29 protein-coding genes are annotated in these 24448 nt (G+C 65.3%); 10 read left to right on the forward strand and 19 right to left on the reverse strand.

Annotation, left to right across the window (positions count from 1 at the left end; genetic code table 11):
- Positions 1 to 36: 36 nt before the first annotated feature.
- Positions 37 to 804 (reverse strand): hypothetical protein, encoded by a 768-nt coding sequence (locus VFG17_RS06725; RefSeq protein ID WP_325028678.1) that lies wholly within the window; start codon positions 802 to 804, stop codon positions 37 to 39.
- Between the two features lie 140 nt (positions 805 to 944).
- Positions 945 to 1469 (reverse strand): hypothetical protein, encoded by a 525-nt coding sequence (locus VFG17_RS06730; protein ID WP_325028679.1) that lies wholly within the window; start codon positions 1467 to 1469, stop codon positions 945 to 947.
- A gap of 526 nt (positions 1470 to 1995) precedes the next feature.
- Here VFG17_RS06730 and VFG17_RS06735 point away from each other — a divergent pair.
- Positions 1996 to 2676: a helix-turn-helix domain-containing protein gene (locus VFG17_RS06735; RefSeq protein WP_325028680.1), complete on the forward strand. Its 681-nt coding sequence runs from the start codon at positions 1996 to 1998 to the stop codon at positions 2674 to 2676.
- 73 nt (positions 2677 to 2749) lie between these two features.
- Positions 2750 to 3502 (forward strand): MerR family transcriptional regulator, encoded by a 753-nt coding sequence (locus tag VFG17_RS06740; RefSeq protein WP_325028681.1) that lies wholly within the window; start codon positions 2750 to 2752, stop codon positions 3500 to 3502.
- Here the strand turns inward: VFG17_RS06740 and queA are convergent.
- From queA to VFG17_RS06765, 5 genes are all read right to left on the reverse strand, one after another.
- Positions 3481 to 4527, reverse strand: a complete 1047-nt coding sequence (gene queA, locus VFG17_RS06745) for a tRNA preQ1(34) S-adenosylmethionine ribosyltransferase-isomerase QueA (RefSeq protein WP_325028682.1) — start codon at positions 4525 to 4527, stop codon at positions 3481 to 3483. The genes VFG17_RS06740 and queA overlap by 22 nt on opposite strands.
- 24 nt (positions 4528 to 4551) lie before the next feature.
- Positions 4552 to 5358 (reverse strand): peptidylprolyl isomerase, encoded by an 807-nt coding sequence (locus VFG17_RS06750; RefSeq protein ID WP_325028683.1) that lies wholly within the window; start codon positions 5356 to 5358, stop codon positions 4552 to 4554.
- Between the two features lie 87 nt (positions 5359 to 5445).
- Positions 5446 to 5952, reverse strand: coding sequence for a pantetheine-phosphate adenylyltransferase (gene coaD / locus VFG17_RS06755; RefSeq protein ID WP_325028684.1), 507 nt, complete (start codon positions 5950 to 5952; stop codon positions 5446 to 5448).
- Entirely contained in the window at positions 5952 to 6872 is a 921-nt protein-coding gene (locus VFG17_RS06760; protein ID WP_325028685.1) for a farnesyl diphosphate synthase, read from the reverse strand. Before VFG17_RS06760 ends, coaD begins: the two co-directional genes overlap by 1 nt.
- 6 nt (positions 6873 to 6878) lie before the next feature.
- Positions 6879 to 7142 carry an exodeoxyribonuclease VII small subunit gene (locus VFG17_RS06765; protein ID WP_325028686.1) on the reverse strand — a complete coding sequence of 88 codons (264 nt, stop codon included), beginning with the start codon at positions 7140 to 7142 and terminating at the stop codon, positions 6879 to 6881.
- A 265-nt stretch (positions 7143 to 7407) separates the two neighbouring features.
- Here VFG17_RS06765 and VFG17_RS06770 point away from each other — a divergent pair, with 265 nt between their 5' ends.
- From VFG17_RS06770 to VFG17_RS06780, 3 genes are all read left to right on the forward strand, one after another.
- Positions 7408 to 7704 carry a hypothetical protein gene (locus VFG17_RS06770; RefSeq protein ID WP_325028687.1) on the forward strand — a complete coding sequence of 99 codons (297 nt, stop codon included), beginning with the start codon at positions 7408 to 7410 and terminating at the stop codon, positions 7702 to 7704.
- A gap of 350 nt (positions 7705 to 8054) precedes the next feature.
- A complete protein-coding gene (gene purL / locus VFG17_RS06775) occupies positions 8055 to 10298 on the forward strand; it encodes a phosphoribosylformylglycinamidine synthase subunit PurL (protein ID WP_325028688.1) in 2244 nt (747 codons plus the stop codon).
- Between the two features lie 142 nt (positions 10299 to 10440).
- Positions 10441 to 11178: a DUF72 domain-containing protein gene (locus VFG17_RS06780; protein ID WP_325028689.1), complete on the forward strand. Its 738-nt coding sequence runs from the start codon at positions 10441 to 10443 to the stop codon at positions 11176 to 11178.
- 6 nt (positions 11179 to 11184) lie between these two features.
- Here VFG17_RS06780 and VFG17_RS06785 read toward each other — a convergent pair whose 3' ends face one another.
- Positions 11185 to 11523: a helix-turn-helix domain-containing protein gene (locus VFG17_RS06785; protein WP_325028690.1), complete on the reverse strand. Its 339-nt coding sequence runs from the start codon at positions 11521 to 11523 to the stop codon at positions 11185 to 11187.
- 137 nt (positions 11524 to 11660) lie between these two features.
- Here VFG17_RS06785 and VFG17_RS06790 point away from each other — a divergent pair, with 137 nt between their 5' ends.
- The gene (locus VFG17_RS06790; protein ID WP_325028691.1) at positions 11661 to 12308 is read left to right on the forward strand and encodes a flavodoxin family protein; all 648 of its coding nucleotides are present in this window, start codon (positions 11661 to 11663) and stop codon (positions 12306 to 12308) included.
- Between the two features lie 45 nt (positions 12309 to 12353).
- Here the strand turns inward: VFG17_RS06790 and VFG17_RS06795 are convergent, their stop codons facing one another.
- Entirely contained in the window at positions 12354 to 13133 is a 780-nt protein-coding gene (locus tag VFG17_RS06795; protein WP_325028692.1) for a Coq4 family protein, read from the reverse strand.
- 155 nt (positions 13134 to 13288) lie between these two features.
- On the opposite strand from VFG17_RS06795, the gene VFG17_RS06800 reads away from it, so the two are divergent.
- Positions 13289 to 14545: a DUF418 domain-containing protein gene (locus VFG17_RS06800; RefSeq protein WP_325028693.1), complete on the forward strand. Its 1257-nt coding sequence runs from the start codon at positions 13289 to 13291 to the stop codon at positions 14543 to 14545.
- Here the strand turns inward: VFG17_RS06800 and VFG17_RS06805 are convergent.
- The 6 genes from VFG17_RS06805 to panB form a co-directional block, all read right to left on the reverse strand.
- A complete protein-coding gene (locus tag VFG17_RS06805) occupies positions 14539 to 14946 on the reverse strand; it encodes an Hpt domain-containing protein (protein ID WP_325028694.1) in 408 nt (135 codons plus the stop codon). The genes VFG17_RS06800 and VFG17_RS06805 overlap by 7 nt on opposite strands.
- Positions 14947 to 15063: 117 nt before the next feature.
- Positions 15064 to 15294 (reverse strand): sulfurtransferase TusA family protein, encoded by a 231-nt coding sequence (locus tag VFG17_RS06810; protein ID WP_325028695.1) that lies wholly within the window; start codon positions 15292 to 15294, stop codon positions 15064 to 15066.
- Positions 15284 to 16669, reverse strand: a complete 1386-nt coding sequence (gene der / locus VFG17_RS06815; protein ID WP_325028696.1) for a ribosome biogenesis GTPase Der — start codon at positions 16667 to 16669, stop codon at positions 15284 to 15286. Before der ends, VFG17_RS06810 begins: the two co-directional genes overlap by 11 nt.
- Positions 16670 to 16717: 48 nt before the next feature.
- Positions 16718 to 18067: a PQQ-binding-like beta-propeller repeat protein gene (locus VFG17_RS06820; RefSeq protein ID WP_325028697.1), complete on the reverse strand. Its 1350-nt coding sequence runs from the start codon at positions 18065 to 18067 to the stop codon at positions 16718 to 16720.
- 1 nt (position 18068) lies between these two features.
- Complete coding sequence (locus VFG17_RS06825) at positions 18069 to 18842, reverse strand: tetratricopeptide repeat protein (protein WP_325028698.1); 774 nt, start codon at positions 18840 to 18842, stop codon at positions 18069 to 18071.
- 113 nt (positions 18843 to 18955) lie between these two features.
- Positions 18956 to 19819: a 3-methyl-2-oxobutanoate hydroxymethyltransferase gene (gene panB, locus VFG17_RS06830; RefSeq protein WP_325028699.1), complete on the reverse strand. Its 864-nt coding sequence runs from the start codon at positions 19817 to 19819 to the stop codon at positions 18956 to 18958.
- Between the two features lie 127 nt (positions 19820 to 19946).
- Here panB and VFG17_RS06835 point away from each other — a divergent pair, with 127 nt between their 5' ends.
- The 3 genes from VFG17_RS06835 to VFG17_RS06845 are packed head-to-tail and all read left to right on the forward strand — an operon-like array spanning position 19947 to position 21048.
- On the forward strand, positions 19947 to 20369 hold the full coding sequence (locus VFG17_RS06835) for a hypothetical protein (RefSeq protein WP_325028700.1): 423 nt from the start codon (positions 19947 to 19949) through the stop codon (positions 20367 to 20369).
- Between the two features lie 39 nt (positions 20370 to 20408).
- Positions 20409 to 20834, forward strand: a complete 426-nt coding sequence (locus VFG17_RS06840) for a hypothetical protein (RefSeq protein WP_325028701.1) — start codon at positions 20409 to 20411, stop codon at positions 20832 to 20834.
- The gene (locus VFG17_RS06845; protein ID WP_325028702.1) at positions 20827 to 21048 is read left to right on the forward strand and encodes a helix-turn-helix transcriptional regulator; all 222 of its coding nucleotides are present in this window, start codon (positions 20827 to 20829) and stop codon (positions 21046 to 21048) included. Before VFG17_RS06840 ends, VFG17_RS06845 begins: the two co-directional genes overlap by 8 nt.
- Before the next feature lie 59 nt (positions 21049 to 21107).
- Here the strand turns inward: VFG17_RS06845 and VFG17_RS06850 are convergent, their stop codons facing one another.
- The 4 genes from VFG17_RS06850 to VFG17_RS06865 are packed head-to-tail and all read right to left on the reverse strand — an operon-like array spanning position 21108 to position 24190.
- Positions 21108 to 22037 (reverse strand): aldo/keto reductase, encoded by a 930-nt coding sequence (locus tag VFG17_RS06850; RefSeq protein ID WP_325028703.1) that lies wholly within the window; start codon positions 22035 to 22037, stop codon positions 21108 to 21110.
- Positions 22034 to 23110 (reverse strand): glycerophosphodiester phosphodiesterase, encoded by a 1077-nt coding sequence (locus tag VFG17_RS06855; protein ID WP_325028704.1) that lies wholly within the window; start codon positions 23108 to 23110, stop codon positions 22034 to 22036. Before VFG17_RS06855 ends, VFG17_RS06850 begins: the two co-directional genes overlap by 4 nt.
- Complete coding sequence (locus tag VFG17_RS06860; RefSeq protein ID WP_325028705.1) at positions 23107 to 23457, reverse strand: ArsC family reductase; 351 nt, start codon at positions 23455 to 23457, stop codon at positions 23107 to 23109. Before VFG17_RS06860 ends, VFG17_RS06855 begins: the two co-directional genes overlap by 4 nt.
- A 55-nt stretch (positions 23458 to 23512) precedes the next feature.
- Positions 23513 to 24190, reverse strand: coding sequence for a cyclic nucleotide-binding domain-containing protein (locus tag VFG17_RS06865; RefSeq protein WP_325028706.1), 678 nt, complete (start codon positions 24188 to 24190; stop codon positions 23513 to 23515).
- Positions 24191 to 24448 lie beyond the last annotated feature (258 nt).

Genomic DNA, 24448 nt, shown 5'->3' on the forward strand with positions numbered 1-24448 from the left:
AAGATCGCTCTTTCCCCTTTCCCTATTCAGCTACGCTTAGAGAGCGCGAAGCGTCAGCGTGGTCGTGCCGGTGTAGTCACCAGCGACCAAGCCCTTGTTCGTCACGGCCGGAGCGACAATGTCGATGTCCATGCGCGAACGCCATGCGCCCTGCTGCTTCTGGCCGGCGTTGCCGGTGGTCGGAACGTTGAGCGACTGCGGCGTGCCGGTGGTCTGCGCGTTCAGCGCAACGCCGGTCCACGAAGCGGTCACTTCATACGGGATGTTCGCCTGGAACTCGTCGGTGTCATAACCGCCCGGGTTCAGGTTCACGAGACCGCGAATGTCGTCCTTGTTGATTTCGACGACATTGTTGGTGTTGCAGCCGGCGGTCAGCGTGTCGATGTTGGCTTCGGCCGGGCCGACCATTTCGAACGCCGAGTTGACGTTTTCATTGTCGCCGGTGCGAACGCCGATGACACCGAAATCGATGTTGCGGGCGTTCGAGTTGTTGCCGGCGTAGAACGAGCAGTCACGGTTGACGGTGCCGCTCAGCGCGAATTCGACGTCGACGGTCGGGGTCGCCGTTTCGCTGTCGGCGGGAGCGTCGGCCTGGGCGCGGTAGCGCGTGCCGACTTCGGCTGCGACGCCAGCTTGGCCAGCGGCAATGCCGATCACGTTGAGCGGGAACGGAGCGTTCTGCGGGTTGGTGATCGTGTACGGGATCGGCGCCGTGCCAGCATAGTGAAGCTGGTTCGTCTGCGCGACGGCCGGCGTCGCGATAAGCGCGATGGCGGCGATGGTGCCGCTAAGGATCTTCTTCATAATCTTCTTCCCTCTATTATACCGCTTCGGCCCACTTGCCGGATTGCGGCCTAATACCTGCACCGGTCTGGTCGGAGACCGGGAGAGCAGCGGTGCCTGCCCTTCCGGCTACCGTCCGCGGTCGCCCGCGGACGAATTCGCTAAATCGGAGAGACGGTGATCGTGATCGTCTCCGAATATTCGCCGGCGAGCAGCCCGGCTTCGCCCGAAGGCTCGCCCAGTTCGACCGCCAGACGCATGCCGTCGGTGGCGATGCCGCCGTTGCTGGAAATGACGCCGCCGGCCAAAAGCTGACGACTGTTGAAGGACCGGCTCACCAACTGCCGCGACGGGTATCGCACCGGCATTTCGACGGCCAGATTATAGGGGAGAACGCCGCTGTACGGGCCCTGCCCGTTCGGCATCGTCGTGTGGGTCAGCCCGCCGCGAGCGCCCTTGATCGTCATCGTGAAAGGGACATTGCAATCGAACGCGACGCGCGTTTCGATACCGAGACCACGGCGTTCCAGATTGCCGAAATCCATGTCCTGGACGCTGCCCATCGCGCAATGCTGGCGGATGGCGCCGCTGACCGCGATGTCGAGCGATCGGACGTTCTGGATTTCTTTCGCGTTCGCGGGCACGGCGACAGCCGCCGCGGCGAGCGCAAAGAGCATGAACCTCATGACTCAACCCCCCAAAAAACCAAACGGTTTCCGGTCCCGCTTTGCGGATGACCTTTGGGCATCCCCCGACGCCCGGGGAGTCGCGACCCGACTCACCCCCCTCCGTTAAGAAAAACTTACTACAGAGATTAAGTTCGGTTCACACCCATAAAATGGTGCCGATCGAAAATCCGCCGGACGCCGATGCCCTTCAACTTCCAAGGAAATGCTGGATTCTAGCGGTTATCGAGGGTTAACTGCACCCGTGCGCCAGCGACCTCGAACCCAACAGCGTCCAAAATCGGGACAACGCGCTAGAAAATCTTAACTTTATTTTTCGATATAAGTTAACTTTTGACGGGCTGACAAAGCGAAAATCGTTGAAAATCTGCGGAAACACGGCGGTTGACCGGTCGCAATCGGCGCACGGTTCGGCTCGCGGGCGGCGGATCGATCTTGCTGAGCCATATCCCCGGGCGCATGGCTCCGCACTGCGCCCCCGCGCCTTAACCACTCCACAACCGATTGCCCCGCATAGGGCTGGCCCATGCCCATTCACGCTATGATCGAACAGAAAAAGGACGCCGGAGCACGCGGCGCCGCACGCATGCACATGCGGCTGGAAACCTTGGGATCGCTGGGCGGCCGGCAGGGCACCGCGGTCATCATCCACAATCTGTCGGCCACCGGCATGCTGATCGAAACCACCTCCGACCTCGACATCGGTCAGCGGATCGCGGTGACCCTGCCCGAAGCGCTCGACTGCACAGCCACCATCGTGTGGCGCAGCGAGGCGCTCGCCGGCTGCCGTTTCGACCGGCCGCTCTCGCGCGCCGCGCTCAGCGCCGCGCAGCTACGCAATCCGCTCCCGCAGGATGTCGATCCCGCCGGCGTCGCGGAGAATGACGAGATGCTGGCCGATCGGCTGCGCCGGTTGCGACAGGAACGCGGTCTCAGCCGCGTCGAACTGTCGAACCGGACGGGTTTCAGCAAGCCAAGCATCTGGGCGTGGGAAAGCGGCAAGACGATGCCGCGGCGCAGCAACCTGATCGCGCTCGCCGAGGTTTTTGGCCTATCCGAACGTGAACTGCTCGCCGGCGAGCCCGCCTCGGCCGATGCGCCGGGGGGAGCAAAGCGGCTGCACGCGCTGATCGAGACGAGCCGCGAAGAAATCGCCATGCTCGCCGGCGTAGAGCCCGGCAAGGTCCGGATCACGATCGAATATTAGGCGCGCGCAAAAAGGCTTGACCCTCACGCTGCGTCATCCCCGATAGACCCGTCCCACGATGAGGAGACGGTGAATGCGGACGGTTCGGCAGGTCGCAAGGGCGGCGGGCATCAGCGTCAGGACGCTGCATCATTATGATGCGATTGGCCTGCTGAAGCCCGGCCATGTCGGCGCCAACGGCTATCGCTACTATGGCAAGGAGGAGTTGCTGCGACTGCAGCAGATCCTCTTTTATCGCGAGCTCGGCCTGCCGCTCGCGGAGATCGCCGCGGTGCTTGACGACCCCGCGTTCGACCCGCTCGCGGCGCTGCATCGGCACCGTGCGGCGCTCGAAGACCGGATCGGCCACTACCACACCCTCATCCGCACCATCGATCGCACGATCGCATCACTGGAAAAGGACGAGGATATGGAAGACAACGACTATTACGCCGGCATCGCACCCGAGACGCGCGAGCGCTGGCAGCGTGAGGCCGAGGCATTCTGGGGCAAGGACGCCGTCGCGGCAGCACAGGCAAAGGCGCGCGCGTTCAGCAAGGAACAGGTCGCCGCGATCCAGGCCGAAATGGAAGTGATCCGCGCCGACTTCCAGCGCCTGTTCCGCGAAGGCGCCGATCCGGCGTCCGCCGCAGTGCAGGTGGTGACCGGCCGCCACTATCGGTGGGTCTCGCACAGCTGGAACCCCGACGCCGCGGCGTTCAAGGGCCTCGGTCGCCATTATGTCGAGAACCCCGAGTTCCGCGGCACCTATGATGTCGGGGAGTTGCCCGGCTGCCCCGAATTCATCGCGGAGGCGATGGCGATCTATGCCGACCGGTCGCTCTGACGCGGCAGCAGCAGGCTGGCATCGCCATAGCTGTAGAAGCGGTATTCGGCTTCGATGGCATGGGCGTATGCCGCCTGCATCGTCTCCAATCCCATCAGCGCGCTGACCAGCATGAACAAGGTCGAACGCGGCAGGTGAAAATTGGTCATCAGCCCGTCGATCGCCTTGAAGCGGTAGCCCGGAGTGATGAAGATCGCGGTGTCGCCTGCGAAGGGCGCGATCGTGCCGTCGTCGTCGGCGGCGCTTTCGAGCAAGCGCAGGCTGGTCGTGCCGACCGCGATCACGCGCCCCCCATTTGCACGCACCGCGTTCAGCCGGGCGGCGGTGTCGTCATCGATCCGTCCCCATTCGGCGTGCATGACATGGTCTTCGGTGTCGTCGGCTTTGACGGGCAGGAATGTGCCCGCGCCGACGTGCAAGGTCAGCGTCTCGGTCGCGATCCCCGCCGCGGCCAGCGCCTCCAACAGTCCGGGCGTAAAGTGCAGCGCCGCGGTCGGCGCCGCGACCGCACCATCCTCGCGCGCGAACATCGTCTGATAGTCGCTGCGATCGTCGGCGTCGGTCGCGCGCTTGCCCGCGATATAGGGAGGCAGCGGCATCGTGCCCGCGCGTTCGAGCAGCAGCTCGACCGGCTCGTCGCCGGCGAAGGCGAGGATGAAGCTGCCATCGGCCAGCCGCTCTTCGGCGACCGCCACGACCCCGGCGCCGAAATCGACGCTCTCGCCGACGCGCAGCCGCTTGGCGTTGCGCACAAACGCCTGCCAGCGGCGAAGGTCGATGCGCTTGTGCAGGGTGGCGCCGATTTTCGCGTCTCCGCGCCGTCCTTCGAGTTGGGCGGGAATGACGCGGGTGTCGTTGAAGACGAGGCAGTCGCCGGAGCGTAGCCACGCCGGCAGATCGCGCGCACCGGCATCTGTAATGTCCCCGCCATCGACGACGAGCATGCGCGCCGCATCGCGCGGCCGCGCGGGGCGCAGCGCGATGCGCTCATTGGGCAGTTCGAAATCGAAGGCGTCGACGCGCATAGGGGTTCGCGCGCCTCCCCGGGATTACTGGCTGATCGGCGCGTTGAGCTCGTCGACGCTCACGGTGGGCACCACGGCCGGTGCGGGCACCGTCTCGGTCAGCATCGATGCCGGTGGCACCGGCTTGTTGTCGGCGGCGACCGAGACCTGGACCATGCGCGACATCACTTCGGGCGGCTCGCCCTTATGGATCGCGTCGACATATTGCATCCCCGACACGACGCGGCCGAACACGGTATAGCGCCGGTCGAGCGAGAAGCGCGGCTGGAACATGATGAAGAACTGGCTGTTCGCGCTGTCCTCGCTCTGCGCGCGCGCCATCGACAGCGTGCCGCGCAAATGCGGGGTCGGGTTGAATTCGGCCTTGAGGTCGGGAAGCTGCGAGCCGCCCTGCCCGGTCGCGGTCGGATCGCCCGTCTGCGCCATGAAGCCGTCGATCACGCGGTGGAACTTGATCCCGTCGTAAAAGCCCGCGCGCGCGAGCTGCTTGACGCGCTCGACATGGTTCGGCGCGACATTGGGATAGAGCTGGATCACCACGCGTCCGCCCGTCGAAAGGTCGAGGTTAAGCATATATTCGGGGACGCCCATATATTGCTCGGCCGGCATCGCCGGGACCGCGGGCGCTTCGGCCGCCGGCGTTCCGTCCTCCGCCGCATCACCTGCGGGCGGGGCCTCGACCGGCGCGGGCGGCGGCGTATCAACGGGGGGAGCCGGCTGGCTCGTTTCGGGATTCGGCGAGGGCGCGGGCGGCGCGTCCTGCGCCACGGCCGCCGACGCGAGACCGAACACCATCGCCGTGAGAATCATGGGGCGGAAGGAAAATTTCATGCTGGATCGGCCCTTGTGTAACATTCCGGAATTGCGCCCCGTCCGGCGCGCCCTAGCTGGAAAAAGCTGAACGCTCAATGGATGGTGTCACCCTTCGCCTTGGCGAAGGCCGCGTTCGGCGATGCGCGTCGTGACCGCATCGCGAACCGCTGGCGTCACGAATTTATGGATGTCGCCGCCGAAGATCGCGATTTCCTTGACCAGCCGCGACGCGATCGGCTGCAAACCGACGTCGGCCATCAGGAACACCGTCTCGATCCGGTCGTTGAGTTGCTGGTTCATCCCCGCCATCTGATATTCATATTCGAAGTCGGCCACCGCGCGCAGCCCGCGCACGATCACGCTCGCGCCCTCACGTGTCGCAAAGTCCATCAGCAGCGAGTTGAAGCCGACGACGCGGATATCGCCCTCGATCGACGCGACCTCGGCCTTCACCATCGCGATGCGTTCGTCGTCGTCGAACATCGGCGATTTGGTGATGTTCGTCGTCACCCCGATGACCAGCCGGTCGACCAGCTTCGCCCCGCGCCGGATGATGTCCATATGCCCGAGCGTGATCGGGTCGAACGTGCCCGGATAAACCCCCACCCGCATCAACGGTCCCTTTCCACGACATAGCGCGCGATCGCGCGCAGCAGCGCCGCCTCTTCGCCGAAGCCGCCGAGATGCGCAATCGCCTGCTCGACGAGCAGCCCCGCCTGTTCGCGCGCGCGTTCGATCCCCATCAATGTGACGAAGGTCGCCTTGCCCGCCGCCACGTCCTTGTGCAGCGCCTTGCCGGCGAGCGCCTCGTCGCCCTCGATGTCCATGATGTCATCGGCGATCTGGAAGGCGAGCCCGATATCGCGGGCATAGCCGCGCAGCGGCCGGCGCCCCTCGGCCGGAATACGCGCGAGGATCGCGCCCGCCTCGACCGAGAAGGCGATCAGCGCGCCGGTCTTCAATTGCTGGAGCCGCGTCACGGTCGGCAGGTCGAAATTGGAGGTTTCGGCGGCAAGGTCCATCATCTGCCCCCCCGCCATTCCCGCCGGACCGGCAGCGCGCGCGAGTTCGCAGCAGAGCTCGGCGCGCACGAACGGGTCGGCGCTGGTTACCGGGTCGCACAGCCATTCGAACGCGAGGGCATGGAGCGAATCGCCCGCCAGCACCGCGGTCGCTTCATCGAACGCTTTGTGCACCGTCGGCTTGCCGCGGCGCAGGTCGTCATCGTCCATGCACGGCAAATCGTCGTGGATCAGCGAATAGACGTGCATCGCCTCGACCGCCGCACCGACGCGCAAGCTGAGCGCGCGATCGACGTGGAACAGGTCACCCGCCGCGCGAACGAGAAGCGGGCGCAGCCTTTTGCCGCCCGCGATCGCCGCGTGACGCATCGCTTCATAGAGCGGTCCGCGCGGATCGGCGGGCACGGGCAGCAACTGGTCGAACAGCCGGTCGATCCCGGCCACGACCTCGGCCTGCGTCGACAGCAGCAATTGCGTGCCCCGCGAAAGCTGATCGTCGGCGAGCGCCATCGTAGATCAGCTTTCGCCGAAGGGGGTGGTTCCCGTGGGCCGGCCGTCGGCGCCCAGGCTGACCTGCTCGATCCGCGCCTGCGCCGCGGCGAGCCGCGCTTCGCAATGGCCGCGCAGCGCATGGCCGCGCTCGTAGAGCGTCACCGATTCCTCAAGGCTGACGTCGCCGCTTTCGAGCCGCCGCACAATCGTTTCGAGCTCGCCCATCGCGGCTTCGAAAGAGAGCGAGGCGATGTCCGCGGCGACTGCGCTGTCGGGGGTATCCGTCATGGCCCTGCTTTGGCCTCTTCGGCCCCCTCCGGTCAAGTGCGGTCGAGTTTTACGCCCCTGCGCCGTGCCCGGTTCCATCGTCTTTGCCGCTGCCACGGCTGCGGCGGCTTGGAAGGGATGGGGCGATCGTCCCCCGGCATTCGCCCCCGCGCAATCCCGTTTCCATTTTTTGCAATTGCAGCCTGCCGCCGCGCCGGCCATGCTGCACCGCACAAGAAGAGAGGGGCTCGAAGGCAAGTTTTGTTCATTGACAAGGACTTGCACCATGAAAAACTATATTCTCCCTGCCCTCGGCCTGCTCGCGCTGGCGCCGACCGCCGCGCTCGCTCAGGACGAACCGGTCAAGCGTTTCGAACATGAAGGCGCGACCTACAGCTACACGATCACCAAGGTGGGCGACACCCGCGTGATCCACGGCGTCGAGGAACGCACCGGCAAGCCGTTCACGCTCCGCGTCGGCAGCCACCGGGTCCGCGGCACCGTCGGCTCGCAGCAGGTCAGCTTCTCGCTCCGCGACGTCGAACCGCTCAAAGTCGAGACGACCACCCTCGCCGCGCGCTGAACCCTCTCTCCGACCGCAGACCCCATGATGTTTTCGCATCATGGGGTCTGTTCGTTTTGCGCGGGTGCCAAGAACTTCCCCTCCCGAATTGGAAACGCCGTGATCGAGCCGGGCCGTTCGCTGGCAAGGAGTGGGGCGCCGCGCGGGCTGGTAGCCCGTGCAAGCGCCGCGACGCCGTCCAGCGGGCGGCCCGGCTCGACCCCGGAGGGGCGGGCCGATTTTGGCCCATTGCAGCGTTACTCGTCGGTCACAATGCAGCAACATTGCTCCCTCCTCGCGCCTTGCACTGGGCCAAAATCGACTCCGTCACGGCGCTTCCAATTCGGAAGGGGAAGCTCTAAAGGCGCGCCATGACTCAGCCCGCAACCGCCATCACCCCCGAAATCGTCGCCGAGCACGGCCTGTCTCCCGAGGAATATGATCGCGTATTGAATGCGATCGGCCGCGAGCCAAACCTCGTCGAACTCGGCATCTTCTCGGTCATGTGGTCCGAGCATTGCAGCTATAAAAGCTCGCGCCTCCATTTGAAGAAACTGCCGACCGAGGCACCGTGGGTGATCTGCGGCCCCGGCGAAAATGCCGGCGTCATCGACATCGGCGAAGGGCCGGACGGCAAGAAGCTCGCCGCGATCTTCAAGATGGAGAGCCACAACCACCCCTCGTACATCGAACCCTATCAGGGCGCGGCGACCGGGGTCGGCGGCATCCTCCGCGACGTCTTCACGATGGGCGCGCGCCCCGTCGCGAACCTCAACGCGCTGCGTTTCGGCCGCCCCGATCATCCGAAGATGAAGCATCTCATCTCGGGCGTCGTCCACGGCATCGGCGGCTATGGCAATTGCGTCGGCGTCCCGACGGTCGGCGGCGAGGTCAATTTCCACAAGGCCTATGACGGCAATATCCTCGTCAACGCGATGACCGTCGGCGTCGCCGAGCAGGACAAGATCTTCTATTCGGCCGCATCGGGCGTCGGCAATCCGATCGTCTATGTCGGGTCGAAGACCGGCCGCGACGGCATCCACGGCGCGACGATGGCGAGTGCGGACTTCGGCGAGGATGCCGAGGAAAAGCGCCCGACGGTTCAGGTCGGTGACCCCTTCACCGAAAAATTGCTGATCGAGGCATGCCTCGAGCTGATGGCGTCGGACGCGATCGTCGCGATTCAGGACATGGGCGCAGCCGGGCTTACGTCATCGTCGGTCGAAATGGCGTCGAAGGGCGGCGTCGGCCTCCACCTCAAGATGGACGACGTGCCGCAGCGCGAAACGGGCATGACGGCATACGAAATGATGCTGTCCGAATCGCAGGAACGCATGCTGATGGTGCTGAAGCCCGGCAAGGAAGAGTTCGCCAAGGCGATCTTCCACAAATGGGAACTCGACTTCGCGGTCATCGGCACCGTCACCGACACGGGCCGCATGGTGCTCGAACACCATGGCGAGATCGTCTGCGACATCCCGCTCGCGCCGCTCGCCGACGACGCGCCGCTCTATGACCGCCCGCACGTTCCGACCCCGAAGCAGGCCGAGCTGACGAACGTCCCCGAGACGAAGGACGTCGCCGCCGACCTCAGGACGCTGATGGGCACCCCCGACATCGCCAGCCGCCGCTGGATCTGGGAACAATATGACAGCCAGGTCGGCGCCGACACGGTGCAGACCGGCGGCGACGCCGCGCTCGTCCGCATCCACGGCACCAACCGCGCGCTCGCCATGTCGACCGACTGCACCCCGCGCTATTGCTACGCCGACCCGGTCGAGGGCGGCAAGCAGGCGGTTGCCGAAACCTGGCGCAACATCAGCGCGGTCGGGGCCACGCCCTTGGCGATCACCAACTGCCTGAACTTCGCCAACCCGCAGCGCCCCGAAATCATGGGTCAGATCACCGGCTGTCTCGACGGCATGGCGCAGGCGTGCCGCGCGCTCGACTATCCGATCGTGTCGGGCAACGTCAGCCTCTACAATGAATCGAAGGCTACCGGCGGCGGCAGCGCGATCCTGCCGACCCCCGCGATCGGCGGCGTCGGCGTGATCGAGGATCTGAACAAAGCCGTCGGCATCGGCTTCAAGCGCACCGGCGACATCATCCTCGCGGTCGGCGAACGCGCGGGCCATCTCGGCCAGTCGGTGTGGCTGCGCGAAATCCATGGCCGCGAGGAAGGCCCGCCGCCGCCCGTCGATTTGAAGGCCGAAAAGCGCACCGGCGACTTCATCCGCGGCGCGATCAACGCGGGCTGGATCACCGCCTGCCACGACGTCTCCGACGGCGGCATGGCAGTGACGCTCGCCGAAATGGCGCTGAAGTCGAACATCGGCGTGCTCGTCAGCGAAGAACAGCCGTTCGGCGTCGCCGAAAGCTTCTTCGGCGAGGATCAGGGGCTCTATCTGGTCACCGTCTGCGACACCTGCCTCGCCGACTTCCTCGACGCCGCGGGCCGTGCCGATGTGCCGGTCGATCCGGTCGGCCGCACGATCAAGGACCGCATCGTCTTCGAACTGGAAGGCAGCGACCATCAGGTAACGCTCGCCGAACTCCGCGAAGCGCATGAGGGTTTCTTCCCGAATTTGATGGGAGCCGACGCGGCGCTGGCGTAAGTCCCTAAGCCCCGCCGAACACTCTAACCCCGTTCGCCCTGAGCTTGTCGAAGGGCCGTTCTTTCTTTAGCCGTTGCAAAGAAGAACAGTGCTTCGACAAGCTCAGGGCGAACGGGTTTGGGGCGCTGAGGAGGAGAAGCCCATGAGCATCCATATCGGCATCGGCGGCTGGACCTTCGAACCGTGGCGCGGCCCCTTCTACCCCGCCGGCCTCCCGCAAAAACGCGAGCTCGAATATGCCGGGCAGCACCTGACAGGCATCGAGATCAACGGCACCTATTATGGCAGCCAGAAACCCGAAACCTTCGCCAATTGGGCGGCGTCGGTACCCGACGGCTTCAAGTTCAGCGTCAAGGCGTCACGTTTCACGACCAACCGCAAAGTGCTGGCCGAGGGCGCGGCGTCGATCGAGAAATTTCTGACGCAGGGGCTGACGCGGCTCGGCGACCGGCTCGGCCCGATCCACTGGCAGTTCATGGCGACGAAGAAGTTCGACCGCGACGATTTCGCGGGCTTCCTCGACCTGCTTCCCGACACGCAGGACGGGCTGAAGCTGCGTCACGCGATCGAGGTCCGCGACGAAAGCTTCCGCGATCCGGCCTTCATCGACCTGCTGCGAGAACGGAACATGGCGGTCGTCTATGCCGACAGCGACGAATTCCCGTGCATCGACGAACAGACCGCCGACTTCACCTACGCGCGGCTCCAGCGCAGCCAGGAAGACGTCGAAACCGGCTATGACGACAAGGCCCTCGACAAATGGGCAAAGCAGGCGCGCGAGTGGGCCAAGGGCGACCGCGATGTCTATCTCTTCTTCATATCGGGCGCGAAGGTCCGCAACCCGGCCGCCGCGCAGGCGCTGATCGCGAAGCTCGCCTGACCAACCTCACCGACCGCCGGTGCTCGGCGGTTGCAGATTATGTTTCCCCCATTCGCATAGCGGCGTCAGCGCTTCGTTGAGCGACGCCCCCAGCGGGGTGACCGAATAATCGACGCGCGGCGGGACCTGATGGAACATCTCGCGGTGGACAAGGCCATCGGCTTCCATTTCGCGCAATTGCTGGATCAGCATCTTTTCGCTGATCCCGGCGATGCGGCGCTTGAGTGCCCCGAAGCGCACGGGCGTATCGTGAAGCTCCCAAAGAATCAGGGCCTTCCACTTCCCGCCGATAATCCCGAACACCGGCCCGAGGCCGTCATTATAGGGTTGATTGCGTGTCGTCATGATCGCCGATTCTTACATGAAGGTGAGTATATGACAAAATAGTAGGTAGTTGATCAATCGAAAGTATCACGCCACCCCCTTTGCGATCAACCGGAGGCGGCAGCCATGCCGCATCCAACGCGAAAGGATCGGTCGATATGCCCGAAAAACTGCTCATTCTTGTCGGAAGCCCGCGCCGGAACGGAAACAGCGCGACGCTTGCCGACGCCGTCCGGCGCGGCGCCGAGGCGGCGGGCAGCGATGTCACGCTGCGATTTCTGGACGACCATATTTCGGGGTTTCTGCGCGATTGCCGCCAATGCCGCCGTTCCGACGGCGAATGCGCCATCGACGACCCGTATCGCGCGCTGTTCTTCGAGGAGTTTCTGCCCGCGCGCGGCGTGATTTTCTGCTCGCCCATCTATTGGTACGGCGTGTCCGCCCAGATCAAGGCGTTCTTCGACCGCAGCTTTTGCTATTATGCCGCTTCCTATCCGGGCTCGCAGGACGCGCTTGCCGCGATGGCGCACAAACGCCTCGGCCTGGTACTGGCGTCCGAGGAGACATATCCGGGCGTGGCGCTCGGCATCGTCCACCAGATCCAGGAATTTTCCCGCTACACCGGTTCGGACTTTGTCGGCGTGGTGCGCGGAGCCGGTAACAGCCGCGGCGAGGTGCGCCACGATCCGGCGAACCCGCTCGGCGACGCCGAACGCCTCGGCCGGGAGATATTTTCCCGATCCTATTCGGATTATCGGCTGGAGACGCCGCGCAGCCCGCGCGTCTGGCCGGAAAGCGTATATTAGGCGCTGCCCCCGCCCCGGCTTTTGCCGGGAAGCGGGGTGCGACGTTCAGGCGGCGACGGCCTTCGCCGCGAGGAAGTTGTAGGGGTCGATGCCGCGGTTGCGATACGCACGGTGCGCTTCCTCATAGAGCGTCGGCTTGGCGATACCGAGGCGCGCGCGGGCGGCTTCGAGCGGTTCGGCGAGCAACGCGCGGATGTCCTGTTCGATGATCGCCTTCGCCGCCTGGCCGTGGCGCTGGCCCTGGCGGATCGCGCCGAACACCGGGGCGTCGCTCTTGACGCCGCGCTTCACTTCGTAACCGCCGGCATAGGCGATGAAGAAATTGCCGTAATTGCCCGTCTGGCCATAGGTGAAGCCGAGCACGCATTGTTCGCCGAGCGCGTCGCGGCCATAGCCGGTGAGGATGTGGAACAGGTCGTGCGTGTCGCGCAGCCGGTTCGAATACCATTGCACCTGATCGTCAAATTGCGGGCGGCCCATCTTGTCGCTCTCGGCGACGAGGCCCGCGGCCGACAGGCCTTCGCGGCGCATGAAGGTGACATAGGCGTGGCCGACCGTCCCGTCGGGCAATTCGTCGATCCAGCCATGATCGTCGAGCAGGTCGGGCAGATAAGGCTCGCGCTCCATCAGCTTCCGGCCGAAATCGCTTGTCACGAAGGCGCGCGCGTCGTCCATGAACCCCTTGCGCGGCAGGTTTTCAAAGATGTGGAAGACTTGTTCGGTATCTTCCTTATCCTTGATCAGCTTACGGAAGTGCTGGAACGCCTTGAAAGGGCGGAACTTCTGCGGCTGACGGTCGGGGTGGGAGAAGATGGTCGGGATCATGGCGGTTCTCGCTCGAATCATGTGATGCAGCGGAGATAGCATTACTGACACAGATGTCAATAATGCTTTAACGCGCACCGGCCCGCGCAAGAAACCGCTCGACGCTCCTCGTCGCCCGCGATACCCCACGCCGCTCGGCCGAAGGGGAAAGCGGCATGGAAGGACAGGCGGCGGTGACGCGTTACGAAAGCCTCGACGCCATTCGCGGCGTTGCGGTGATGGGCATATTGGCGATGAACATCGTCGCCTTCGCCCTGCCCTTTCCGGCCTATGCGAACCCCGCCGCCGGCGGGCCGCCGGACAGCGCCGACGTTGCGACCTGGTTCTTCAATTTCGTGCTCGTCGATTCGAAAATGCGCGGGCTTTTCTCGATGCTGTTCGGGGCGAGCACGCTGCTTGTCGTCGACAGCGCCGCGTCGGCCGGGCGCAGCGCCGCGAGTGCGCATTATTCGCGCATGGTCTGGCTCGCGATCTTCGGCCTCCTCCACTTCTACCTGATCTGGTTCGGCGACATCCTCTTCCTCTACGCGATGTGCGGGCTGCTGCTCTTCCTGTTCCGCGACCTTTCGGTGAAGGCGCTGCTGCTCTGGTCGATCCCCTTCTTCCTCATCGGCATCGCCTTGCCGGGCAGCTTCTGGGCGTCGCTCGCGATGGCGCAGGCGGGCGCGCTGCCGCCCGAGGTCGCGGCGAGCATGAAGGAGGCGCTGACCCAGATGAGCGCCGACATGGGCCCGTCGACGCCGGCCTATGCGAAGGAAATGGCGCTCCATCTCGGCAGCTATGCGAGCATCGTCACGCACCGCACCGGGGAGATGGGAAGCGACCCGCTCTTCTTCCTCGGCATGTTCGCGTGGGAAACGATCGGGCTGATGCTGATCGGCATGGCGCTGTTCAAATCGCGCATGCTGACCGGCGAATGGGAGGCCGCCCGCTACCGCAAATGGGCGCTGATCTGTTTCCTCGTCGCGGCTCCGCCGCTGGCGGGCCTTGCTCTTTACCAGATGAATACGGGCTATGACGCGGTGGCGATCTTCGGATCGACGATCGCGCTATCGATCCCGTTCGACACGCTGATGACCGTCGGCTGGGCGGCGCTGATCATGCTGCTGATCCAGACCCGCGCCAGCGCCGCCGTGCGCGCGCGCCTCGCCGCGACGGGGCGCATGGCCTTCACCAACTATCTCGTGACCTCGATCGTCATGACGACGATCTTCTATGGCTATGGGCTCGGCCTGTTCGGCAGCGTCGGCCGCCTGCCGCTCTATCTTTTCTGCTTCGGCATGTGGGCCGCGATGCTGCTGTGGTCGAAGCCGTGGCTCGAACGCTACCACTATGGGCCGCTCGAATGGCTGTGGCGCAGCCTGTCGCGATGGCGCATTCAGCCGATGAAGAAAGTCGCGATCGCTCAGTAACTGCTGACGGCGCGGCCGAAGCCCGAGGGACGCCGCTGGACGAGCGGATTGGCTTCGCGCTCGAGCGCGGCCAGCGTTTCTTCGAACAGCCGGCGCAGGTCGACGACGCGCGGCAGATATTCGTCGGGACTGGTCTGGCTTTCGACGCAGGCCCGCGCGAACATCTCGATGTCCTCGGCCAGCGCGCCGAGCTTCTCGCCGCCGAACTGGCGCGCTTCGCTCTTCAGCGTGTGCGCGGGCATGACGAGACCCCGCGCGTCGCGGGCGCGCATCGCCTCTTCGATCGCGGCCACCGATTTGGTGCCGTCCTCGCGAAAATAGCCGAGAATCCGTACGAAAGCGGCGCCCAACTGGGCCCGCGTCGCGCGGAACTCATCCCAATCGACCAGAATTTCGTCCAATGCCTTAGTCCCTTGGTGTTCATATTCGGCCGTGGTCCCGGCCGTTCCATGCCCAACTTGGGTAAAAAAGACGTTACAATGACGGCTCGCTCGCGGCCAAAGCCGCCCCGTTTTGGATCAACCGCGCCGCACGCGCCAGCGCCCCGCGTCGGCCGAAGCCGCATCGCCTTCGACCAGCCAGCCATGTTCGTCCGCCAAAGCCGCCACCTCGCGTCCCGCCTGCGGATCGTCGGCGATCAGCAGCACCTCGTGCGCGTCGCGCATCGCGCGGGCGAGGCGCAGCGCGGGCCAGGGACAGCGCATCCCGCGCGCGTCGACCGTCACCGGCGACGCATCATCACTCGTCATAGGGATTGCGCGAGTTGCGGAAATTGAGCCGCACCGGCACGCCTTGGAACCCCAGCTCCTTGCGCATGCCGTTGACCAGATAGCGTTCATAGCTTCCGGGCAAGCTGTCGGTGCGCGAGCCGAAGACCACGAAGGTCGGCGGCCGCGTCCGCGCCTGCGTGATATAGCGCAGCTTGATGCGTTTGCCGCCGGGTGCCGGGGGCGGATTCGCGGTGACGGCGCCCTCGAACCAGCGGTTGAGTCGCGCGGTCGACACGCGGTTCGTCCAGATCTCGCGCTGCTCGAACGCGACGCGCACCAGCGTGTCGATGCCCTTCCCCGTCGCGCCCGAGATGCTGAGCACCGGGACGCCCTTGACCTGGCTGAGCCCGTCGTCGAGCGCGGTGCGGACGCCGTTGAACAGCGCCGAGGGATCCTCGGCGATATCCCATTTGTTGAGCGCGACGATCAACGCGCGGCCTTCCTGCAGCACCTTGTCGGCGATGCGCAGATCCTGCGCCTCGAGGCCTTTCGTGGCATCGAGCAACAGCACGACGACCTCGGCGAAATCGACCGCATGCAAAGCATCGGCGACCGACAATTTCTCCAGCTTGTCGACGACCTTCGCGCGCTTGCGCATGCCGGCGGTGTCGAACAGCTGGATCTCGTGAACTTCGCCGTCCTTTTCCCATTGCCAGTCGACGCGGATCGAATCGCGGGTGATGCCGGCCTCGGGACCGGTGATCAGCCGGTCTTCGCCGATCATGCGGTTGATCAGCGTCGACTTGCCCGCATTGGGGCGCCCGACGATCGCGAGCTTCATCGGGCCGAGCGGGGCGTCCTCATCCTCGTCGTCCTCCACGAGCGGCAGGGCGCCGGCGTCCTCGGCATCATGACCCTCGACGATCGGGCGGAGCGCGTCGAACAGGTCGACCACGCCTTCGCCATGTTCGGCGCTGAGCGCGATCGGATTGTCGAAGCCGAGCGAATAGGATTCCATCAGGCCGTTCTCGCCCTGCTTCCCTTCGGCCTTGTTGACGAGGAGGATGATCGGCGTGTCCTCGCTGCGCAGCCAGCGCGCGATTTCCTCGTCGAGCGGGGTGACGCCCGCGCGGCCGTCGATCATGAACAGTGCGGCATCGGCCTCGCGCACCGCCTTTTCGGTCTGCACGCGCATCCGGCCGGGCAGTGTCGCCGCGTCCTGGTCCTCGAACCCCGCGGTGTCGACGATCCGGAATTCGAGCCCGAGCAGCTTGGCGTCGCCCTCGCGCCGGTCGCGCGTCACCCCCGGCTGATCGTCGACGAGCGCGAGGCGCTTGCCGACGAGCCGGTTGAACAGTGTCGATTTGCCCACATTGGGTCGGCCGACAATGGCAATCGTCGCGTGTCGCGACATCGGTTCATTCCCTGTATTCAGCCGGGCCGCCTCGGCCCGGACGCCGTATCAGCGCCAGGCGGTGATCTTCCCGTCGTCCGCGAGGACGTACAAGATGTTGTTCGCGACCACCGGGGACTGCGACAGCGACGAATCGAATTCGGTCGAGCCGAGCAGCGACCCGTCGGTGGGCGAATATTCGGCCAGCGTCCCTTCGCTGTTGACCGCGATCAGCCGCCCGCCGGCCAAGATCGGCCCCGTCCAGCGGATCGGATCCTTCTTCTTCTTTTCGGTTTCGATGCGGAAACGCGCAAGTTGCTGCAGCCAGCGGACCTTGCCCGACGAGCGCGCGACGCAGAGCAGCTTGCCGTCGTCGGTCATCGCATAGACCCACTCGCCGACCACATAGGGGGTCGAAATGCCCGCGATCGAGATTTCCCAGCTGCGCTGGCCGGTAACGAGTTCATAGCTCGCCATGCGGCCGCCCTGGCCGAGCGCGAAGACATGGCCGCGGTCGATGACCGGATCGGCATCGACGTCGGTGAGCGTCGACACCGACAGCGCCATCGAGGTGCGCGCGAGCGCGTCTTCCCACAGGTCGCGGCCATTCTCGTAACGATAGGCTTGCACCTCGCCCGACGAGAAGCCGGCGACGATCGTCCCCTGCCCCGCCGCGGGCGACGCCGCGCCGAACACGCTGCCGGCCTCGGTCGATGCCGTCGCCTGCCACTGCACCGCGCCATTGGCGGCATTGAGCGCGTAAATCTGGTTGTCCTGGCTGATCACATAGACGCCGCCGAACGCGATCGTCGGTGCGCCGCGCAGCGGGCCGGTCGGCTTCACCTTCCAGATCACCGAGCCGTCGGCGGCGTTGAGCGCCGCGACGTCGCCGACGCCGCTCGTCGCATAAACGACATTGCCGTCGACCGCGGCGCCGCCGCCGAACAGCGAATCCTTGAAATCCTTGCCGGTGCTGCCGATCGCCGCGCTCCACAGCTTCGCGCCGGTGTCGGCAGCGAAGGCCGTCACCACCGCGTCGGTATCGACGACGAACAGCCGGTTGTCGGCGATCACCGGCGACGAGGCGAGGCGCTGCTTGTTGGTGCTGCCCGCGATGCTCGCTTCCCACAGCTTCGCCCGCGTCGCGCCGAGCGCCGGATGACCCATCGATTTCGATGCGTTGCCGCCCGACTGTGCCCAGGCGGCGTTCACCGCGGGCTCGGGCAGCACGACCGCCATCGCGGCGGTGGCCGGGTCGACCTTGATGCTGTTGTCGTTCGAAAGGATCGACACGCGTTCGCCGACCGTCGGGGTCTTCGGCGGACCGTCGCCCTTGAACACCCCGCACGCCGCAAGCGGCAGCGCCAGCAGCGTCGCATAAAGTCCGTACCGCGCGCTGCGCATAATATCTGGCCGCATATTAATTGGCTTTCTCAGTCTTGGCGGCTGCCGCTGCCTTGGGGGCGGCATTGCCTTTCTCTTCGGCGGCGGCGCTTTCCGCTGCCTTGTCGGTAACCGCGTCGACGCCGAGCATGCCCGCCATCTGCACCGAGCGCGATTGCAGCGACCGCGTGACATCGGGCAATTTGGCGATGCGGCCATAGAGCGCGCCGGCCTGGTCGAACTGACCGAGCTGATAATGCGCCGTCGCCGACAGTTCGGCGGCGCTCGCGAACCAGCTCGACGCCGGATCCTTGGCATCGACCATCGGCTTCATGCGCGCGATCACCACCTCGGGCTTCAGCGTGTCATATTCGAAGGCGGTCTGACGGATCAGCGCGAGGTCGCGCAGCGCCTGGTCGAGCTTGGTGTCGGCGGCGACCTTGGCCATCAGGGCGGCGGCGGCCTTGAGGTCGCCGGCCTGCGCCTTGATGTTCGCTTCCTGCATCTGCGCGACCGCGCGATAGGCGGGGCCGCCCTCGGCCGCGATCTTCTCAAGTTCGGCGGTCGCGGCGCGCGGCTGATTGGTGGCGAGCTTTTCGAACGCCGCGATCAGTTCCTCGGCCTGTTCGCCGCGCGCGGCGTCCTGCCGATGGTCCCAGAAGAGATAGCCGCCGAACGCCAGCAGGGCGGCCAGCACGCCGCCGATGATCCACCGGCCGTAACGCTGCATGATCGTGTCGAGCCGGTCCTTGCGGACGGCTTCGTCGACTTCCTGCAACAGCGCGGCGTCATTCGTCGGGCTCAGGGCCAATCAAACCTCCATAAACTCAATGCGGCGCTGGGCCGGCCCGCTTCCTTAGCGATGGCACGGGGAAAGGCCAAGCGTTTCACTTTGGGTCGTCGCCGCGCCGCCAGCCGGCGCTATCAACCCGCGTAGGTCTGATCCTCGGTCGGGAATGAACGGGACCTGACTTCGTCGGCATAGTCCTTGACCGCGCTTTCGACGACGCCGGCCATATTCCCGAAACGCTTCACGAATTTCGGGACGCGTTCGAACATGCCGAGCATGTCGTCGGTGACGAGCACCTGGCCGTCGCACTGCGCCGAAGCGCCGATGCCGATCGTCGGGCAATCGACCTTGTTGGTGATCTCGATCGCGATCGATTCGAGCACGCCTTCGATGACGATCGAAAAGGCGCCGGCCTGCGCGACGGCGACCGCGTCTTCGACGATCGAGCGCGCTTCCTCCACGCTCTTGCCGCGCACGCCATAGCCGCCGAGGATGTTGACCGCCTGCGGCGTCAACCCGACATGGCCCATCACCGGGATGCCGCGCTGGGTCAGGAATTCGATCGTCGGGGCGAGCACCTTGCCGCCTTCGACCTTCACCGCCGCTGCGCCGGTTTCCTTGAGCAGCCGCGCGGCATTGTCGAACGCCTGCTCGGGGCTGCCCTCATAGCTGCCGAACGGCATGTCGACGATCACCGCGGCATGATAGCTGCCGCGCACGACGGCGGCGCCGTGCAGCGCCATCATGTCCATCGTCACGCCGACCGTGTGCGGCAGACCATAGATCACCTGCGCGAGCGAATCGCCGACGAGCAGCATGTCGCAATGCGGGTCGAGCAGCTGCGCCATGCGCACCGTATAGGCGGTCAGCATCACGAGCGGTTCGCCGCCCTTGCGCTGGCGGATGCGCGGCACGGTCAGGCGCTTCATCGGCTGCGGCGTCGGATTGGCGCGGCTGGTCGATGTGTCGAGGGTGAGCGTTTTGGGGAGCGTGGACATGGCGCGGGGACTTAGCGGCTAAAGGTCGGGCGCGAAAGCGGCAAAGCCTCTTCATGTTATCTAGAATTGACTCTATGTTAAAAATATCTGACATAGAGTTCGAATCACATGACATGGAGCGCGACGAATGTCCTTTCGGGAAAAGATTCACTGGGCGACGCTGGTGACGATGATTCTGGCCTTCGGCTGGTATTTCCTCGTTTACCCATGGCAGATCGTCGGAAGCCCGGCGGGGGTGATGGCGTCCGCCGGCATGCTGGTGCCCGTGACTATCGCGATCATCGTGGCGATGACCGCGGCGACCGCCTTTCTGGCGATCCGCAGCCCGCGCGAGGTCGACGCTAGCGAGGATGAACGCGACCGCAGCTTCCATATGCGCGGCACCCATTTGGGCTATTATCCGCTCGTCGTCGGGATCTGGATCAATATCCTCCTGATATTCTCGGGCATCGGGCAGGCGGCGCAGCTCAATGTGATGATCGCGACGCTCGTCGTGGCCGAAGTCGTGCGGATCGGCGCCCAGCTCTATCTCTATCGCCGGGGCTATTGAGCCATGGCCCATCTCATCGCAGATGCCGGAGACCATCAAATGAATTTCCGCGAAAAGACCGCCTGGCTGAACGTCATCGCGATGGTTGCCGCCTACAGCCTCTATTTCGGGCTCCTCCTCTCCGGACATCCCGCCGGGCGCGAAATATTTCCGATGCTGTGGCTGTTCGGATCGATCGCCGTGGCGCATGCGGTCACCGTCATCGTCGGCACCGTCATCCTGTCGGCGCAGGCACCGAAGTCGGAGCGTGCTCGCGCCGACGAGCGCGACCGCGCGATCCGTCGGCGCGGCGCGACAATGGCTTATTATGTCCTGCTGGTGGGGATGATGATCGTCGGGGTCTACATGCCCTTCATCGAGAGCGGGGTGCCGCTCGCGAATGCCGGCCTGTTCGCGATCGTCGCCGCCGAGCTGGTGAACAGCGCCGTCGTGCTGATGAGCTACCGGAGGGGCTGGCATGGCTAGACCGCCTTTCACCAACGATATCCGCACGCTTCGCTTTCTGGCCGGCGAGATGACGCAGGGCGATCTCGGCGACCGCGTCGGCGTCACGCGGCAGACGATCGCGGCGATCGAGCAGGGCAAATATTCGCCGTCGCTCGAGGTCGCCTTCCGCATCGCGCGCGTCTTCGACAAGCCGCTCGAGGCGGTCTTCCAGTGGAGCGACGAAGAGGGTTGAGACAGCGCGGCCGCGCGGGCCCGGACCGGCGCCTCCCCCCGGTGGCACCGGTCCGGGCTTCAGGCTTGGCTCAGCGCCGCGAGTTGCTGGTCGTTCAGGTGAAGATCGAGGCTGCCCATTAATTCGTCGAGTTGCGCGGCCGTTGTCGCGCTGGCGATCGGCGCGGTGACGCCGGGCTGCGCGGCGACCCAGGCGAGCGCGATCTGCGATAAGGTCGCGCCGGTTTCGGCGGCGATGCCATCCATCACCGCGAGCACCGCCGGGCCCCCTCCTTCGAGATAGGGTTTGACCCGTGCCCCGCGCGGGCTCTTCCCGAGATCGTCGGGTTCGCGATATTTCCCCGATAGATAGCCCGAGGCGAGGCTGAAATAGGTGACGACGCCGAGTCCCTCGGCGATGCACAGCTTCTGCAGCGCGCCTTCATACTGATCGCGGTCGAGCAGGTTGAGTTCGGGCTGCATCGCGGTGAAGCGCGGCAGGCCCTTGTCGTCCGCCACGCGCAGCGCCTCTGCCAAACGCCCGGCCGAATAGTTGGACGCGCCGATCGCGCGCACGACCCCCGCATCGATCAGCTCGGCAAAGGCGCCGAGCACTTCGTCGAGCGGCACGTCGGGATCGTCCTTGTGCGCGAAATAAAGATCGATGACGTCGGTGCCGAGCCGGTCGAGCGAGCCCTGCACCGCCTCGCGAATGCGCTCGGGCTTCAATCCGCCGGGCATCATACCGACCTTGGTCGCGATCGACACCCGGTTGCGCGCACCGCTTTCTTTCAGCCACGCGCCCATCATGCTTTCGGATTCGCCGCCCTTGTGCCCCGGAACCCACGCCGAATAGACGTCGGCGGTATCGATCATCCCGCCGCCATGCTCGACGAAGCGGTCGAGCACCGCGAAGCTCGCCTCGCGCCCCGCCGTCATGCCGAACACATTGCCGCCGAGGACGAAGGGCCGGACCGAAAGCCCGCTCGCACCCAAAGGTCTTTCGGTCATCGCCCGCTTCCTTTCCTCGCCGCGATCACCGCCTCGCGCGGGTTGTCGCTGAACAGGCCGTCGACGCCGGCGGCGAGATAGGCGTCGATCTCACCCGCCAGGTCGCCATGGCCCGCGGGATTGATACTGCCCTTGTCGCCGAGTGGCAGGAAGTAATTTTCGCGGCGAAACGTCCAGGGATGCACTTTGAGCCTCGCGGCGTGGGCGTCGCGCACCAGCGCGGTCGGCTTGCCGAGCCGGCCGAGCGTTGCGCGCGGAATCACCATCGCCTTGTTCGGGCCGATACCGTCGGCATAGCCGGCGATCATCTTGAGCCCCGCGGGCGACGCCATGGCGGCATAGCTGGTGCCCGGCCGGTCGGCGGGCCCGCCACCCGCGTCCATCAACTGGATCAGCGGCAGATCGCTCTTCGCGCGCAGGTCGATCAGATTGCCGACCTCGAAGCTCTGGATGAACACCGGCGCGGTGCGGCCGCGATAGCCGAAGCGGCCCAGCATCGCGAGCAAAGGCGCTTCGTGCGGCAGGCCGATCGAGACGAAATAGCCCGGATGCTTGGTTTCGGGATAGACGCCGACGGGCTTCTCGCGTTCCTTGTTCACCTCGGCGAGCAGCGTCAAAATCTCCTCGAAGGTCGGAATCTCGAACTGTCCGTCATAGTCGGTGCTGCGCAGCCGCGGCAGGCGTTCGCGCGCGCGCAACGTCTTCAGTTCGGCGAGCGTGAAATCCTCGGTAAACCAGCCCTCGACCTTTTGTCCGTCGATCGTCTTCTCGATCTTGCGGCCCGCGAACTCGGGATGGTCGGCGACGTCGGTGGTTTCCGAAATCTCGTTCTCGTGCCGCGCGACGAGGATGCCGTCCTTGGTCAGCACCAGATCGGGCTCGATAAAGTCGGCGCCCTGCTCGATCGCGAGCCGGTAGCTCGCCAGCGTGTGCTCGGGCCGTTCGCCCGATGCGCCGCGATGCGCGATCACGATCGGCGGCTGTCCGTCGAGGGTCGGCTGCGCCGTCACGACGTCAGTCGTGCAGCCTGTGGACAGCATCAGCGCCGCCACGACCACAGCCGATCGGATCATGCGGCAAAACGCGCCTGCCAGTCCGCGGCCGAAAAGCCGACGCTGATTTCGCCGCCATTTTCGACGACCGGGCGGCGGATCATCGCCGGCTGCTCGAGCATCAGTGCCTTGGCCGAAGCCACATCGATCCCCTGCTTCTGCTCGTCGGGCAGCTTGCGAAAGGTCGTTCCCGCCTTGTTGAGCAGCTTTTCCCAGCCCACCGCGTCGATCCAGCCCTGCAGCCGCGCCGCGTCGAGCCCGTCCTTGCGAACATCGTGAAAGCGATAGGCGACGCCCTGCTCGTCGAGCCAGCGCCGCGCCTTCTTCACCGTGTCACAGTTCGAAATGCCATAGAGAATCATCGTCATGCGATGAGGACTAGCAGGCGGCGGTTGCAGATTCGAGGCCGCGAAGCAGCCGCGCTCAAGAAATCGGCGGCGGGTCCGCGATGCGTGTGTTCGCGCTGGCCAGCTTGCCGCGCAGCGCGCGCGCGAAGCCCTCGTGCAGCGCGCCCGCGATTGCGGGATTGGCGGCGAGATAGGCGCGCAGCGCCGCTGCGGGCACGAACCATAGCCGCGCGTTGCTGCCGAGCACGACGGTGCCCGTCGCATGGGTCCCATCGAGCGCGGTCGCTTCGCCGATCAACGCACCGTCGGACAATTTCCCGACTTCGATACCGTCGCGCAGGACCGCCGCCTGCCCTTCGGCCAAATAAAAGAGGCTCGGCGCAGCCTGATTCTCGCGGATGAGCACCTCGCCGCGTTTCGCCGAAATCCAGTGTCCCTGGTCGATCAGGTCGCGCGCCGCCGCCGCGCCCAGCCCGTTGAAATGCTCGCGGCGCAGCGCCTCTTCCTCGGCCGAAAAGCTGACATTCGTTCCGCGCAACCACAGGCGCGACAATATGCCGATATTGACCGCCAATATCGCGAGCACCAGCAGGCTGTAGCCGAGGTCCGTCCCGCGAAAGAGCGTCAGCGGCAGCGCGAGGAGGGCGGCGGCGGCAAGGCCGATGCGCGCATAGTCGATGCGGACGACGAAGCTCGTCGCCAAAAGGAGCAGCAGCGCCCCATAGAGAAACCACGCGGAATCGAAATTCGCCACAGCCAATCGCTCGCATCCGACCCGCCCCGCCCATTGGGGCCTCGGTCACTGGGTGGTTGACGTTACCGATAGCCAAAAACCTTGGCTGCGCGCGCCCATCGCCGCATCAAGGTCCGCAATAAACTATCAGTTCCTGGCCCTGAAGAAAAGCATAGGTGCGCAAATGTCACGATAATGCTAATTTTCCGGTTTGCCCGTTCCGGAAACATTGCTTCGGGCGGGCATCCGCGCCATGGGGCGCAGGATTCGAAAGCGAAA

The sequence above is a fragment of the Sphingopyxis sp. genome (assembly GCF_035686825.1).
In the GTDB taxonomy this organism is placed as follows: Bacteria; Pseudomonadota; Alphaproteobacteria; order Sphingomonadales; family Sphingomonadaceae; genus Sphingopyxis.

Coding starts and splice junctions, on each gene's coding strand:
- VFG17_RS06725 (WP_325028678.1), bottom strand. CDS start 804: ATGAAGAAGATCCTTAGCGGCACCATCGCCGCCATCGCGCTTATCGCG.
- VFG17_RS06730 (WP_325028679.1), bottom strand. CDS start 1,469: ATGAGGTTCATGCTCTTTGCGCTCGCCGCGGCGGCTGTCGCCGTGCCC.
- VFG17_RS06735 (WP_325028680.1), top strand. CDS start 1,996: ATGCCCATTCACGCTATGATCGAACAGAAAAAGGACGCCGGAGCACGC.
- VFG17_RS06740 (WP_325028681.1), top strand. CDS start 2,750: ATGCGGACGGTTCGGCAGGTCGCAAGGGCGGCGGGCATCAGCGTCAGG.
- queA (WP_325028682.1), bottom strand. CDS start 4,527: ATGCGCGTCGACGCCTTCGATTTCGAACTGCCCAATGAGCGCATCGCG.
- VFG17_RS06750 (WP_325028683.1), bottom strand. CDS start 5,358: ATGAAATTTTCCTTCCGCCCCATGATTCTCACGGCGATGGTGTTCGGT.
- coaD (WP_325028684.1), bottom strand. CDS start 5,952: ATGCGGGTGGGGGTTTATCCGGGCACGTTCGACCCGATCACGCTCGGG.
- VFG17_RS06760 (WP_325028685.1), bottom strand. CDS start 6,872: ATGGCGCTCGCCGACGATCAGCTTTCGCGGGGCACGCAATTGCTGCTG.
- VFG17_RS06765 (WP_325028686.1), bottom strand. CDS start 7,142: ATGACGGATACCCCCGACAGCGCAGTCGCCGCGGACATCGCCTCGCTC.
- VFG17_RS06770 (WP_325028687.1), top strand. CDS start 7,408: ATGAAAAACTATATTCTCCCTGCCCTCGGCCTGCTCGCGCTGGCGCCG.
- purL (WP_325028688.1), top strand. CDS start 8,055: ATGACTCAGCCCGCAACCGCCATCACCCCCGAAATCGTCGCCGAGCAC.
- VFG17_RS06780 (WP_325028689.1), top strand. CDS start 10,441: ATGAGCATCCATATCGGCATCGGCGGCTGGACCTTCGAACCGTGGCGC.
- VFG17_RS06785 (WP_325028690.1), bottom strand. CDS start 11,523: ATGACGACACGCAATCAACCCTATAATGACGGCCTCGGGCCGGTGTTC.
- VFG17_RS06790 (WP_325028691.1), top strand. CDS start 11,661: ATGCCCGAAAAACTGCTCATTCTTGTCGGAAGCCCGCGCCGGAACGGA.
- VFG17_RS06795 (WP_325028692.1), bottom strand. CDS start 13,133: ATGATCCCGACCATCTTCTCCCACCCCGACCGTCAGCCGCAGAAGTTC.
- VFG17_RS06800 (WP_325028693.1), top strand. CDS start 13,289: ATGGAAGGACAGGCGGCGGTGACGCGTTACGAAAGCCTCGACGCCATT.
- VFG17_RS06810 (WP_325028695.1), bottom strand. CDS start 15,294: ATGACGAGTGATGATGCGTCGCCGGTGACGGTCGACGCGCGCGGGATG.
- der (WP_325028696.1), bottom strand. CDS start 16,669: ATGTCGCGACACGCGACGATTGCCATTGTCGGCCGACCCAATGTGGGC.
- VFG17_RS06820 (WP_325028697.1), bottom strand. CDS start 18,067: ATGCGGCCAGATATTATGCGCAGCGCGCGGTACGGACTTTATGCGACG.
- panB (WP_325028699.1), bottom strand. CDS start 19,819: ATGTCCACGCTCCCCAAAACGCTCACCCTCGACACATCGACCAGCCGC.
- VFG17_RS06835 (WP_325028700.1), top strand. CDS start 19,947: ATGTCCTTTCGGGAAAAGATTCACTGGGCGACGCTGGTGACGATGATT.
- VFG17_RS06840 (WP_325028701.1), top strand. CDS start 20,409: ATGAATTTCCGCGAAAAGACCGCCTGGCTGAACGTCATCGCGATGGTT.
- VFG17_RS06845 (WP_325028702.1), top strand. CDS start 20,827: ATGGCTAGACCGCCTTTCACCAACGATATCCGCACGCTTCGCTTTCTG.
- VFG17_RS06850 (WP_325028703.1), bottom strand. CDS start 22,037: ATGACCGAAAGACCTTTGGGTGCGAGCGGGCTTTCGGTCCGGCCCTTC.
- VFG17_RS06855 (WP_325028704.1), bottom strand. CDS start 23,110: ATGATCCGATCGGCTGTGGTCGTGGCGGCGCTGATGCTGTCCACAGGC.
- VFG17_RS06860 (WP_325028705.1), bottom strand. CDS start 23,457: ATGACGATGATTCTCTATGGCATTTCGAACTGTGACACGGTGAAGAAG.